The 14,296-nt window shown below is 37.5% G+C and carries 14 protein-coding genes; all 14 read left to right on the top strand.

Features of this window, described 5'->3' with window-relative positions:
- Positions 1-51 precede the first annotated feature (51 nt).
- The 14 genes from ACIQAA_RS14570 (at position 52) to ACIQAA_RS14505 (ending at position 14,256) form a co-directional block, all read left to right on the top strand.
- Positions 52-813 carry a carbohydrate ABC transporter permease gene (locus ACIQAA_RS14570; RefSeq protein ID WP_402621005.1) on the top strand — a complete coding sequence of 254 codons (762 nt, stop codon included), beginning with the start codon at positions 52-54 and terminating at the stop codon, positions 811-813.
- A gap of 40 nt (positions 814-853) precedes the next feature.
- The gene (locus tag ACIQAA_RS14565) at positions 854-1,828 is read left to right on the top strand and encodes an ROK family protein (RefSeq protein ID WP_402620676.1); all 975 of its coding nucleotides are present in this window, start codon (positions 854-856) and stop codon (positions 1,826-1,828) included.
- A gap of 30 nt (positions 1,829-1,858) precedes the next feature.
- Positions 1,859-2,878: a Gfo/Idh/MocA family protein gene (locus tag ACIQAA_RS14560; protein WP_402620673.1), complete on the top strand. Its 1,020-nt coding sequence runs from the start codon at positions 1,859-1,861 to the stop codon at positions 2,876-2,878.
- Entirely contained in the window at positions 2,875-3,843 is a 969-nt protein-coding gene (locus ACIQAA_RS14555) for a Gfo/Idh/MocA family protein (RefSeq protein ID WP_402620670.1), read from the top strand. Before ACIQAA_RS14560 ends, ACIQAA_RS14555 begins: the two co-directional genes overlap by 4 nt.
- A gap of 144 nt (positions 3,844-3,987) precedes the next feature.
- On the top strand, positions 3,988-4,827 hold the full coding sequence (locus ACIQAA_RS14550) for a sugar phosphate isomerase/epimerase family protein (RefSeq protein ID WP_402620668.1): 840 nt from the start codon (positions 3,988-3,990) through the stop codon (positions 4,825-4,827).
- A gap of 14 nt (positions 4,828-4,841) precedes the next feature.
- Complete coding sequence (locus ACIQAA_RS14545) at positions 4,842-5,834, top strand: Gfo/Idh/MocA family protein (protein WP_402620665.1); 993 nt, start codon at positions 4,842-4,844, stop codon at positions 5,832-5,834.
- A gap of 251 nt (positions 5,835-6,085) precedes the next feature.
- Positions 6,086-7,033: a carbohydrate ABC transporter permease gene (locus ACIQAA_RS14540; RefSeq protein WP_402620662.1), complete on the top strand. Its 948-nt coding sequence runs from the start codon at positions 6,086-6,088 to the stop codon at positions 7,031-7,033.
- A 12-nt stretch (positions 7,034-7,045) separates the two neighbouring features.
- Entirely contained in the window at positions 7,046-7,921 is an 876-nt protein-coding gene (locus ACIQAA_RS14535; protein WP_402620659.1) for a carbohydrate ABC transporter permease, read from the top strand.
- A gap of 104 nt (positions 7,922-8,025) precedes the next feature.
- Positions 8,026-9,399, top strand: coding sequence for an ABC transporter substrate-binding protein (locus ACIQAA_RS14530; RefSeq protein WP_402620656.1), 1,374 nt, complete (start codon positions 8,026-8,028; stop codon positions 9,397-9,399).
- A gap of 105 nt (positions 9,400-9,504) precedes the next feature.
- Entirely contained in the window at positions 9,505-10,368 is an 864-nt protein-coding gene (locus ACIQAA_RS14525) for a sugar phosphate isomerase/epimerase family protein (protein ID WP_402620653.1), read from the top strand.
- Between the two features lie 19 nt (positions 10,369-10,387).
- On the top strand, positions 10,388-11,449 hold the full coding sequence (locus ACIQAA_RS14520; protein ID WP_402620650.1) for a Gfo/Idh/MocA family protein: 1,062 nt from the start codon (positions 10,388-10,390) through the stop codon (positions 11,447-11,449).
- Positions 11,450-11,627: 178 nt separating this feature from the next.
- Positions 11,628-12,836 carry an MFS transporter gene (locus ACIQAA_RS14515; protein WP_402620647.1) on the top strand — a complete coding sequence of 403 codons (1,209 nt, stop codon included), beginning with the start codon at positions 11,628-11,630 and terminating at the stop codon, positions 12,834-12,836.
- Positions 12,837-12,884: 48 nt separating this feature from the next.
- Positions 12,885-13,091, top strand: coding sequence for a hypothetical protein (locus tag ACIQAA_RS14510; RefSeq protein WP_402620643.1), 207 nt, complete (start codon positions 12,885-12,887; stop codon positions 13,089-13,091).
- A gap of 235 nt (positions 13,092-13,326) precedes the next feature.
- Positions 13,327-14,256 carry a DMT family transporter gene (locus ACIQAA_RS14505; protein WP_402620641.1) on the top strand — a complete coding sequence of 310 codons (930 nt, stop codon included), beginning with the start codon at positions 13,327-13,329 and terminating at the stop codon, positions 14,254-14,256.
- Positions 14,257-14,296: the final 40 nt, after the last annotated feature.

Genomic DNA, 14,296 nt, shown 5'->3' with positions numbered 1-14,296 from the left:
AAAGAAAACAAAATTTTCATTCATGTATTACTGGTGATTGGGGCAATCATCATGATTATCCCTTTTTTATGGATGATTTCCACATCATTTAAATCCTACGGTGATTCCATGCAAGTACCACCGGACATCATTCCAAAAGAATGGCATCCTGAAAATTATTCAAAGGTTTTCGAAAGTGTTGATTTTTTTAAGTACTATTTAAACACGATTATCGTTACGGTTGGACGAACTCTATCCCAGCTATTACTTTGTTCGTTAGCGGCATTTGCTTTTGCAAGGATGAAATTTCCGTTTAAAAATGTAATTTTTATTGCAATTTTATCAGTATTGATGGTTCCTCCTCAAGTGATTTTAATTCCTAATTATGCCATTTTAGCTAAGTTAGGATGGATTGATACCTTTTATGCATTAATTGTGCCAGGAATCTTCAGTGCATTTGGAGTGTTCTTGTTAAGACAGTTCTTTATGGGAATTCCAAAAGAACTGGATGAAGCAGCGAAAATCGATGGATGTTCTTGGTGGGGGATCTATTGGAGAGTACTTCTCCCGAATGCTACCCCAGCCTTAATTGCCTTGGGAATTTTTACAGCACTAGCATCATGGAACGATTTCCTGTGGCCGTTAATTATGACAAACTCTGAAAATATGAGAGTTCTTTCAATAGGGATTGCCTCTTTTCAAGGGCAGTATTCTACAAATTACCCATTACTGATGGCTGGTGCATTGTTATCTACTATTCCGATGATCATTTTGTTTATCTTTTTACAGAAACACCTTATTGCAGGTATTTCACTAAGCGGTGTCAGAAAGTAGTTGGGGTATTGTTTCGAATAAGTAGCAGGGAGGAACTTCAATGGAACAAACAGATGATTTAGCCATTGGTCTGGATATAGGAGGGACCAAAATACTTACAGCACTGGTGTCCAAGAATGGAGAAATCCTTTCAAAATTGCAGTGTGATACCAAGGGGGGAAAGGAAAACTTTGGTGAACTAATTATTAACACGATAAAGGCACTCATTCATGAAGCAAACGTAGAGATCACTCGGATAAAAGGCATAGGCATTGCAACCGCAGGGGTGATCGATTCAAAAAAGAAGGAGATCATCTTTGCGAGTAACCTAGATATAGCCAATTTTTCTGTCGGATCTTTACTAGAGAATGAGCTCAATCTTCCTGTCGAGTTATATAACGACGGTACTGCCGCAGCTGTAGGCGAATGGATGTGGGGGAGAGGAAAAGGAAAAAAGAATCTCATCTACATTACAGTCAGTACAGGAATCGGCGCAGGTATCATAAGCAACGACAGACTTATCACGGGTATTACGGATAGTGCCGGGGAATTTGGACACATTTCCATTAATATTGATGGTCCACTTTGTTCATGCGGAAATAAAGGATGTTTAGAGAACTATGCTTCGGGGACCGCGATATCGAAAATTGCCCATGAACGAATAGAAAATGGCTCTGTAAGTGAGTTTTTTCCGCAAGAAAGTAAGATTACCTCAGTGGATATTTGTAATGCAGCAAAAATGGGTGATCCGTTTTCAATCGAATTACTGGATGAAGTAGGGGAATATCTTGGCTTTGGAATGATCAATCTAATCCATCTGTTTAATACAGAAGCCGTCATTCTTGGTGGCGGTGTAATGAACGGAGCAGAATTTTTGCTGCCGGCTATCAAAAGGACCGTTCAAAAACATGGAATCGCTAGTATGGTAGATAAAGTTAATATCGAGATTTCTCAGCTAGAAAAATATGCATGTGTAGTCGGTGCAACCGGTTTATTTTTTAAAAAAAGCAACAATAAATCAGCATTGCCAATATAATATTGATCTTAAAAGTAGGGAGAGATGACATTGTTAAACGTTCTATTGATTGGAGCAGGCACCATGGGAAGTGTTCACGGTGAAGCTTATACCAAAATGGAAAATGCCGTTCTTACTGGAATCGTGGATAAAAATCTGGAAAAGGCCAAAGTGCTTGCAGAAAAATTAAAAACAAAAGCATTTCAAACATATGAAGAGGCAATAGAAGTAGTAGAAAAAGTCGATGTAGTCTCTATTTGTGTACCAACCGCTTTCCATAAACCTTATACAAAAAAGGCCGCCGATCACGGGATTCATGTCATTTGTGAAAAGCCCCTAGCCAGAAATCTCGAGGATGCAAGAGAAATGATTAACTATTGTCAGGAAAAAAACGTAAAACTTTTCGTTGGCCATGTTGTTCGCTTTTTTCCTGAGTATGTTCAGGCTAAAAACATTGTAAAAGAAGGAAAAATTGGAAATGTCGCCGTTGTACGAACATCAAGAGGAGGCGGCTTCCCAAAAGCTTCCGATGATTGGTATGCGGATTATGAAAAAAGCGGCGGTCTGGTTTTAGATATGATTATCCATGATTTTGACTTCTTGAGATGGTGTTTTGGTGAAGTAGATCGGGTTTATGCGAAAAGCATAAAAGATGGAAACAAAAAACGAATTGATTATTCTTTGGTTACTCTGCGCTTTAAAAGCGGCGTTATTGCTCATGTTGAAGGGACATGGGCGCATCAAGGATTCACCACTAAATTTGAATTTGCGGGTGAAAAAGGAATCATTGATCATGATAGTTCTAAGTCTGTTCCAGTGGTATTTGAAGGCAGAAACAAAACTACCGCTGGCGGAGGTGTTGCTGTTCCTGAAAGTCCGTTAAAGCATAATCCATATTTTACTGAAATACAGCATTTTATAAACTGCATTGAAACCGGCAAAGATCCGATTGTATCGGCAGAGGATGCATATAAAGCAATGGAAATTGCATTAAATGCCCTTAAATCAATTGAAACAGGCAGAGCAATTGTAATTGGTGAAAATCAAAAAGAGGAGGCGCAAATTCGATGAAGGTAGGTATTATTAGTTTTGCTCATCCACATGCTTATGGATATGCCGATTCATTAAAAAAGATAGATGGAGTTCAAATAGTAGGAATTGCTGATGATGACCAGAAACGTGGAGAAAATGCAGCTGCTAAATATAATACTAAATTCTTCAAAGGATATGAAGAGTTGCTGCAACAAGATCTGGATGCTGTCATTATTACTTCAGAGAATAGTAATCACCGAGAACATGTAGTGGCGGCAGCAAAGGCTGGCAAGCATATTTTATGTGAAAAACCTTTAGCTACAAAGGTTGAAGACGCAAAAGAAATGATTGAGGTTTGTAAACAAAATCAAGTCATTCTTCAAACTGCTTTTCCGGTTCGATTTAATTCGGCTGTTGTTCGGGCAAAAAAAATCATTGAAAATGGGGAGCTTGGGCAAATATTTGCGATTAGAGGAACGAATCGCGGGACGAATCCTGGCGGCTGGTTTGTTGACCAGGCCAAATCAGGAGGAGGAGCTGTTATCGATCATACCGTGCATGTGGTCGATCTCATGAGATGGTTCATGGGTGCAGAGGTCAAGGAAGTATATGCTGAAATTGATAATACAATCTCTTCTGGCTCCATTGATGACTGCGGTATCCTCAACATTGAATTTGACAACGATGTATTCACAACTTTGGATTGCAGCTGGTCGCGGAATGAAACGTACCCAACTTGGGGGGACGTAACGTTAGAAATTATTGGAAGCGAAGGGAATCTGAAGGTGGACGCGTTTGCTCAAAAATTAGATGTTTATGCGCCGGATGGAGTTAATTGGAAATATTGGGGCGATAACATGGATTTTGAATTAATTAATGACTTTTTGACTAGTGTTTCAAATGGTAAAGAACCATCCATTTCTGGATTTGATGGTCTGAAGGCTTTAGAAGTAGCATTAGCCGCATATGAATCTTCTGAAAAAAGGCAGCCTATTAAATTATAAATTAGCAGGACTAGACGTAAAGAAAATGGGTAAATCAGTAATCTTTTTTTATAGGAGGTGAGGCAGCAGTCTACCATTCTATATATGTATATGTTTCTTAGAATCAAAGGAATTGGCTCGAAAAAAATTAAGGGGTTGTTTGCTATGTTAAAAGGAATTAATCAATGGTGCTATCCAGAAGGAACATCTTTGGAGGATGTTTTTACATTCAGTAAGGAAGCAGGCTTCGATGCCGTGGAATTGAATTTATATAACTCTGACGGAATCGGTTTAACAATGGATACAACACCACGTGAAGCAGAAGCAATTGTTAACCAAGCCTCGTCCTTTGGAATACAACTAAGAAGCATATCTACCGGGTTATTATGGCAAAGTCCGTTATCTTCTCCTAATGCAGAGGTTAGAGAACAGGGCAGAAAAGTCATCTTAAAGCAAATAGAATTGGCTAGTGCGATGGGAATTGATACGGTATTGGTTGTTCCTGGCTCTGTAACTGCGGATGTCTCTTATGATGATTGTTACAATAGGAGCCAGGATGAACTAAAAAAAGTATTAGTTAAAGCAGAAAAACGCCAGGTGGCAATTGGAATAGAGAATGTATGGAATAAATTCTTATTGTCACCACTTGAAATGGCGAGATATATAGATGAGCTAAATTCCGATTATGCGAAAGCCTATTTTGATGTAGGGAATGTCCTTCAGTTCGGGTATCCAGAACAATGGATTCGCATCTTAGGGAAACGAATCAGTAAAGTTCATGTAAAAGATTTCAGCACAAAGGTAGGAAATATTACTGGATTCGTACCGCTATTAGCTGGTGACGTGAATTGGCCAGTTGTTGTAGCGGCATTAGAAGAAATTGGGTATAAAGATACCATCACAGCCGAGCTCAGTCCTTATGCAATCAATCCTAGACAGCTGCCAAATGATACAGCGCGTCATATGGATGTCATTTTAGCAAGTCGTTCTAAAGTGAAAAACTAAAGGAGATGAATTTCATGAGTAAGGTAAAAGTAGGATTTGTAGGTGTTGGTGGAATTGCCGGTGTACATTTGGAGAATGTTTCAAAAAACAGTGATGCTGTAATTGTTGCTGTATGTGACATCGTGGAAGAAAGTGCGAAGCAAAAAGGATTACAATACAATGCAGCTGCTTATACAGATCTAGATGCCATGCTGGAAAAGGAAACATTAGATGCAGTCTTCGTATGTGTTCCTCCATTTGCACATGATGAGATTGAGGAAAAGATCGCGCAACGAGGAATTCATCTGCTAGTAGAAAAACCTTTAGGCCTCGATTTAGAAACGGTACAAAGGAAAGGAAAGGTAATAGAAAATTCAGGCGTTATTTGTGGCGTAGGTTACTGTTTACGTTATTTAGATACAGTTGCGAAGGCGAAAGATTATTTAAAAGATAAGAAAATCGCGATGGTAAGGGGACACTACATAACCTCATTTGTTCCAACTCCTTGGTACCGCGAAATGAGTAAATCAGGCGGACAACTTGTTGAGCAGTCCACTCATACCCTCGATTTAATGCGATATTTAGCGGGTGAAATTGATAATGTGTATGCGAATATGAGCTTGCAGGTTTTATCTGACATTCCTAATATTGATATTCCTGATGTCACATCAGTGAATTTGACATTTACGTCTGGTGCTGTGGGACATCTTGATTCTTCCTTCACTCAGTGTGATCATCGTTCAGGAATTGAGATATTAGGTAAGGATTTCCGAGTGGTGATTGATGGGACTAATTTAACGATTGTTGATAAAGATTCTTCTATTACCTACAAATCGAAAGTTGATTTTTATCAAGAACAGGACAGAAGATTTATTGAGGCAGTGATAAAGGGCGACCCTGATCTTGTTTTATCAGATTATGAAGACGGAGCAAAAACACTTGCTGCCACATTAGCTTCAAACAAGTCGAATGAAGTGGGTCTGCCAATTAAACTATCATCATTAGCGAAAGATAAAATCACATTATAAAAATTGGGCATTATCTGATCTAATTCATGTTATGAAGTTCTTGAAATCTGTCGTAAGTGTGATGTCCAACTATTAGTTGGACATACACTTCGATTTTTTCCAGAGTACAAACTTCTCTTGAGCTTTTATTAACCATGATGGACCAATAATAGAAAGCTAATCTACTACGCTGACCTTAATTTAACTTTATTTTTCTGATTTTTCTGTCATATCTAAATTATATATCCACACCTATTAAAAGGAGTGAGGTAATGTCTACCGAATTAAAAACCTCAATAGACATTCCGAAGCAAGGGATAACGATAAGGCGAAAGAAGTTTTTCACACGCCGAGACGTGGCAGGTTATTTATTTTCTGCACCCTTACTAATTGGCATTGTCGTATTTTCTATTTACCCCATGATTGGAGCATTAATCCTCAGCTTCAAGAAATCATCACAAACTTTTGAGGGAGATTGGGCAGGTTTAAGTAACTATAAATATGTTTTAACGGACTCTCTGTTTTGGCAGTCCATCTATAATACATTTTATATGGGGATATTATCCGTTGTCTTAGGCGTAACATTCTCTTTTATTTTAGCAACCTTAATCCACAATATCAGCTGGTTAAAATGGAGAAATTTCTTTAAAGGAGTTTACTTTTTACCTAATGTCGTTTCATTGGTTGCAACAAGTATCTTATTCTCATTTCTATTTAATCCTGGAAGTGAAGGATTATTAAACTATGTTATTGGTTTAGTTGGAATTGAGCCAATTGGATGGTTTACGGATCCAAAATACGCAAGATTTAGTATCGTGATCATGACGCTGTGGGGAATGCTCGGTTATAACACCATCATATTTATTGCTGCTTTAACAAGTGTACCAAGGGATTTATATGAAGCTGCTGAAGTCGATGGCGCCAACTGGCTGAAAAAATGGATATATATCACCGTTCCGTATTTAAGACCCATTATTATTTTTATGGTCATAATCGGAACCATCAATGCCATGAAGCGATTTACTGATGTTTGGTTAATTGGGGGCACTGCTGGTAACCCTGCAGGCTCATTAATGACAGCTGTTCTCTATATCTATCGAAATGGATTTCTATCTTCACAAATGGGTATAGCCACTGCCGCTTCTTATATCTTATTTTTCTTTATTCTTGTTCTAACGATCGTCCTTATGCTCACGAATAGAAAAAGTAATTTTGATTAAGGGGGGCAAATGATGAAAGCGTCAACAATTACAGGGGATGTGACTGACAAAAATTCAAGACGTTCCAAAAAAGTTGCAGATTGGATATTAACAAGTGTTTTACTTATAGGTTCATTGGTTATGATCATTCCTTTTATTTGGATGGTTTTAACAAGCTTTGATTGGGCTGCAAGACTTAAAATACCATTCCCGCCAAGATTTTGGCCAGAAGAGTTTTCGTTTAAAACTTACCAAATGGCTTTTACGAATATCCCAATGCTAAAATATATGATTAATTCTATTTTTGTCTCAGTAGGAGTAATCGTAGTCAGTCTTTTGTCAGCGGTATTTTCTGGGTATGCGATTTCAAAGCTGAAATTTAAAGGAGCTAGTATTGTCCTTTTGCTCGCTTTAAGCACCATGATGATTCCCTTTGAGATGACGATGATTCCACAATATTTGATGTTTGCCAAGATCAAGCTTTTAGATACGTATTGGTCTTTCTTTTTACCTGCTTTGAATTATGCATTTGGAACTTTTTTAGCCAAATCATTTATTGACCAGCTTCCAGGAAGTTTACGAGAAGCGGCAATCATTGATGGTGCTAATGAATTCACCGTTTTTGTAAAAGTATATTTGCCTCTATGTATTCCAATTTTAGCGACTATGATAATTTTACAGTTTTTGGCTGTTTGGAATGATTTACTCTGGCCGTTATTAGCTTTGAAAACACCTGATAAATACACCATTCAATTGGGACTAGCAATGTTTTCATACAACAAAGATTTACCTCTGCCGTCAGTCATCATGGCTGCAACCACAGTCAGTCTTACCCCAGTTATACTCCTTTATCTATTCTTACAGCGCTATATAGTAGAGAGTATTGCATTGTCAGGCGTTAAACAATAATTGTCTTTTTAGCATTTCGAGGAATTCAAGAAAAACTGCATATATCATGATCATCTTGGATGGAACAATACAATGAACAATTTATTCTTTAGGGGGAAGTTATGATGATCAAAAGATTTTATCTTGTTTTAATCGCTTTAATTATGTTAACAACAGCAGCTTGCTCTTCTACTAGCAGTAATGAGGAGAAAGCAAGTGATGTTGAGGTTGTTTCTGAAGTTAAGGGCACAGTTCGTGTTTCTCTTGCAGGCTGGCAACTAGAGAGTGGAATTGATCCTATCACGGGCATTGAGAACGTGGGGTTAGAAGAATTTATTAAAAAAGAATTTGAACCAAGATATCCAAATATTAAATTAGAATTATATCAAGTACCTTGGGAAAATGCGCAAGCAAAACAAACAGCAATGTTAAAATCAGGAGATGTTGATGTTCTTTATACGGGTGGAGCATTTGCTTCCCAATGGCAGCAACAAGGATTATTAAAAGGATTAGATGAATTGATTGCAAATGATTCTACTTTTGACCCTGGCATTTATTTAGAAGGTGTATGGGAAAATTCCTATAGTACAAAATCCTATGACAAAAGCGTTCATTTTGGAATTCCTGCGGTCCTAGGAAGACGAATTATTATTTATGATAAAAAGCTTTTTGATGAATGGGGAGTAGATTACTTATCAGAAAATCCAACTCCTGATGAAGTATTAGAAAAAGCGAAGGAAATGACTGGAAAAAATCCTAAAACGGGAGAACAAAACTTTGGTATTTGGTGGGATGGAAAAGCATTAAACGCATCAACCTTTGTTGCATTAAGTCATGCTTTTGGAGCAACTGGAGGAGAAGGGACATTAAATGACCTAAAAAACATCAAATGGAATTTGAATTCACCAGAAGTGGTGGAAATATTCGAATGGTTAGAAGCGGCAGCAAAATATGCACCTCCAGGTATTTTAAACACCCAAGGAAATGAAAACTTTGGCTTGGAGAAAAACAATATTGCCATTCATCTTGATGCAAATGGTGCAAGCACGATGGGAGAAGTCATGGCTAATGGGAATACGGAACTGCTAGATCGCTTTGAATCAACATTAAATCTAGGTCCTAATGGTGAGGGATGGGTTGCGGTTGACCCATTTGTAATGGCAAAAGACGTGAAAAACGTTGAAGCATCCTGGGAGGTTTTAAAATTCCTAACTGGACCTATCACACAAAAACATAACTATGATAATTTTAAATTTACCCCAACCCTTGCAGATGCTAGTTTTGTAGCAAAAGAAGACAAATATATGAAAACATCTATGGAAATCGCTCAGGTTTCTAAATCGACTCTATTTGATGAAGCCAATCCATTTTTCGGAAGTGAGCTGGTACCGGCTATCAATGGCTTTATTAGTAAAGCACATAACGGAAATGCTCCTGATATTCAATCCTATTTGGACGACTTACAAGAACGTGCTGAGAAGTGGTCTTCTAATCAATAGGATCGTTCTTCAACAGGGGAGTATTGTAAACTCCTCTGTTGTTAAGTAATTCTTTCCGTGCTGCCAAAGGTTTTTTCTGAAGATAACTTAATTTGGAGGTAAAAAATGAAACTAGGTTTAAGTTCATATAGTTTGTATTCAGCCCTTAAGTCAAAGGAATTAAATATACTTGAAGCAATTGAATGGATCGCTGAACAAGGCGGGGAGCATATTGAAATCGTTCCGATGGGATTTTCTTTGGACGATAATCCTGATTTAACAGATGCGTTACGTCAAAAAGCGGAGAAAGTCGGAATTGAGATTTCTAATTATGCAATCGGAGCAAACTTTATCATGCCTGATGAAGAGCAATATGAACAAGAAATCGAAAGAGTTTTTAAACAAGTGGATATAGCCAATCGGTTAGGTGTAAAGCTGATGCGTCATGATGTGGCTTGGAGACCAATCGGCGAGACGTCTATTCTTCAATTTGAACAAGATTTACCTAGGATTTCTGCTGCGTGCAGAAGAATTGCGGATTATGCAGCAGAATATGGAATTACAACAAGTGTTGAAAACCATGGTTATTTTGTTCAAGCTAGTGATCGTGTTCAAACCCTAATTCATCATGTAAATAAGCCAAATTTCAAAACTACATTAGATACCGGTAATTTTCTATGTGTAGATGAAAATCCTATTAAAGCAGTGAAGAAAAATATTCATCATGCTTCAATGGTTCATATTAAAGATTTTTATTACCGACCTGAGAAATTTGATCCAGGCGAAGGATGGTTCCAAACACCTTCAGGAAACTACTTGCGAGGCTCAATCGTTGGCCACGGGGATATTGATATATATGAAATCATTAAAGTAATTAAGTATTCAAGTTATGAAGGCTATATCTCAATCGAATTTGAAGGCATGGAAGATTGTAAGAAAGGGTCAAAAATCAGCTTAGACAATGTTCGTAGAATTTGGGAACAAGTTTAATAGAAGGGGAGAATAAGGAATGGGTAAACTAAAAATAGGAGTAATCGGTGCTGGTTCAATCTCGGATATGCATTTGCAGTCATATGTAAAAAATGAAAGAGTCGAGTTATATGCAGTATGTGACATGAATGAAGAAAGAGCTGAAGAAAAAGCAAAACAATATGGTGCAGCAACCTTTTATGGAGATTATCCTTCATTACTAGCCAATAAAGAGATTGATGCCGTGAGTATATGTACATGGAACAACTCTCATGCGGAAATCGCCATTGCAGCATTAAACGCAGGGAAACACGTTCTAGTTGAAAAGCCATTATGTACCACTGTAGAAGAGGCAAAGAAAATTCAAGAAACTGTTAAACAAACAGGAAAAGTTCTTCAAGTTGGTTTTGTTAGAAGATATGCATCAAATACAAAGATATTAAAAGAGTTTATTGATACGGATGAACTTGGTGAGATTTATTATGCGAAAGCATCATGTTTAAGAAGATTAGGGAATCCAGGTGGATGGTTCTCAGATAAAGAAAGATCAGGTGGGGGCCCTTTAATTGATATTGGTGTACACGTGATAGATATATGCTGGTATTTAATGGGGAAACCAAAAGTTAAGAGCATCACTGGGAATACATATTATAAACTAGGGAACCGCTCTAATGTTAAAAATCTATCATTCTACAAAGCAGCAGACTATGATCCAGAAAAAAATACGGTTGAAGACATGGCAAATGCCTTGATCCGTTTTGAAAATGGTGCTTCTTTAATGGTAGACGTAAGTTTCACCCTTCATGCAAAAAAAGATGAAATTACCGTCAAACTATATGGAGAAAAGGGAGGGGTAGAAGTTGAACCAGAATTATCCATTATCACAGAAAAGCATAATACAATTTTGAATGTTACTCCTCAGGTAGATTCGTTAACCTTTGACTTCGTTCAAGGCTTCCAAAATGAAATTGATCACTTTGTATTAACCTGTTTAGGTGAAACAGAGACCTTAAGTCCAGTGGAAGATGGCTTAGAGATGATGAAGATTTTATGTGGAATTTATGAGTCCAGTGAAAAAGGGATTGAAATTTCGTTTGACTAAAGTGGAATATAGCGGCAGAAAAGACCATGACAAGTTTTTCATGGTCTCTTTTTAAGATATGTTTTAAGTCGTGGTTTTTCTCCCTCTCAAAGACTATATTGCAAATTGGTTTATAGCCCAGTTGGTCATGTTTTCAATATAAAAAGGTGCACTATAAAAACTATTACCCGTGAAGGTGATGAAAAAAGTGACAATAATGACTGAATTTAAATTATTTTTGAAAATCAAAGGAGCGTGGATTCTTTTTATTGGTATTTTTTTGTATGGCATTGGCACAGGTATATTGGCTCCGATGAACGCAGTTTATATGCGTGATGAAATAGGTTTATCCAAAATTGAAATCGTCTCGATTTTTTCAATTTCGTTATTGCTAAACATGGTTACCACCATTCTGATTGGTATAATCAGCGATAAGATTAAACGAAAGAAGCCTCCGCCTATCATTGCCTGTATCCTTTGTATGACCGGGTTACTCATTTATATGAATGCGACAACCTATGTGGAAACACTGATTGGTATGGTATTTGCTGTTGCGCCATCTGGACTCATAATGGGGCAGTTTTTTGCAATGGCACGAAATCATTTTATGACGCTTGCTCCTGACATTTATGAAATGGCGCAAATCTGGCTTCGCGCCATGTTAAGTGTAGGTTTTTTTACTGGATTGCTAGTAGGAGCAAATTTATATATCATCGGTGATTTTAAAAGTGTTCTGTGGGGGAACTTTTTTGGATATGCAACATTGTTTGTTGTTCTTATATTTTACAAAGAGTATGCGGAACCAGCATCAATTTCATCTGTAAAAGGTGAATCATTCTCCCTTGTTATGCTTTTTGCTCTTCTTTTGCTCGCATGTGCCGACGCATTACGAGGACTCTATTTGCCGCTTGTTGTCTTTCAATTGTTTAAAGAACCTCAACTAATGTCTTACTTGTGGAGTATTCAGGCCGTTTTTGAATTACTCTTTATGACGGTGGCTGGATATTGGGCAAATAAATTCGGTAGTAAACCGGTGATCATTATCGGCAGCTTATGTGCTCTAACAACATATATATTGTACTCTGTAAATCCGCCGATTTGGGTGTTCTTTCTCGTTCAGCCCCTTTATTCCTTCTTCGTCTCTGTTTTGTACGGGGTAGCGATGGGGTATGTACAGCGCATGTTTAATACCCGTATTGGATTTGGTTCAAGCTTATATGTTTTCTTATCTCAGACCGCGGCTTTGATCGGTTATGTTCTACCATTTTTAATTCCTGGTTACCATCCTCGAATCTTCATTATTCCCAGCGTGTTGGTTTGTGCGGCATTTATATTAATGTTTGGACTTTTTATCATTAATCGAGTAAGGGAAAAGAAAGATCCTCATTCAATAGGAGCCACAGGATAATAAATTTCATGATTTAATGGTCTACTAAGGAAACATGGATTGGATATCTTGCTCAAATTTTCTTTTCCTTATTTTTACGAAAATGATCCGATGCTTGACCAGGGAGCATGGCTGCCTAAGTTATTCCCAGGTATGAGTGTTCATATGGGATTTGTTATTGCAATTGTATTAGCAATTATTCTATTTATTATTCTGCGATTCACCTCAGCGGGATATGAAGTAAGAATGCTTGGATATAACCTTTTTTTTTGCTGAGTATGGCGGGATTATAAGTATTCGTGTTCGCTGAAACGTTGAAGATTTGATAAAAAGCCGGCTTACCTCCATATTAATGGAAGGAATAGCCGGCTTTTAATCTTTCATTTACCAAAACAGGGACTCTTTGAATTTATTTTTCTTGCTGTTCTGAAAATTTTACTAGTGTTTGGTAACGTTTCTTTGAGATAATAGTTGCATGTGTTTATTTTTAGGGTGAATGGATGGCGAAAACATGACATCAAATACGTTTTATTATTTAGGATTAATTTTTGTATCGATTATTTGGGGGATCAATTTTGGAGTTTCCCGTTGGGCAATGGACGTATTTCCTGCTGAGGTGTTTGTATTTCTTCGATTTGGTCTAGCCTTGCCTGTCTTATTTCTCATTTTAAAGTGGACAGAAGGCAGTGTAAAAGTGGAGAAACGTGATTTATTAAAACTAGCTATTATCGGTTTAATTGGCGTCACCGCGTTAGAAATCATGGTTATGTACTCTATCAAATATACAACCCTTGCGAATGCTTCTTTATTAAATGTTGCACCATGGCCCATTTTTGCTGCTCTTTTTGCACCGTTATTTACTCGAGAAAAAATAACCTTCAGAGTGGCAATTGGCGGATTTATAGCCTTAGTGGGGGTAACACTGATTATCCTAGGGGGAAAAGATGGCTTTGATCTCAGTTCTCAGTATATGCTAGGAAACTACATTGCTTTAGCAATCAGCTTGATCGGGGCACTATTTAATTTGGCGTGCATGCCACTGATGAAGAAGTACTCACCTCTTCGTGTAACCACGTGGTACGTTTTATTTGGTTCACTATTTTTACTTCCATTTACCTTGAATAAATGGAGTAGTATCCAATGGGATCATCTTTCACTCATCACATGGGGAGCCGTAGCTTACAATGTGTTACTATGCACAGTGGCTGCCTTTGTTGTTTGGAATATCTGTATGAAACATGTAGGCGCAGCCAAATCAAATTTCTTCCGTTATTTCGTACCAGCTGCGGCTGCTTTGGCGGGTGCGTTATTCTTTAATGAATCCATTTGGATTACACAAATCGTTGGTGGATTAGTCATTATTCTTGGTTTAGTTTGGATTGGAACGGAGAGAAAACAGCAGATTCCACCGATTATGAAAATCTCTAAATCTATTAGATAAGCAATTAATATCTCTTCACAAAGTTATCGACAGATGGATT

The organism is Neobacillus sp. NPDC093182, assembly GCF_044754045.1.
Note: the sequence above shows the minus strand (reverse complement) of the source record. Positions and strands in the feature narration are given on the sequence as shown.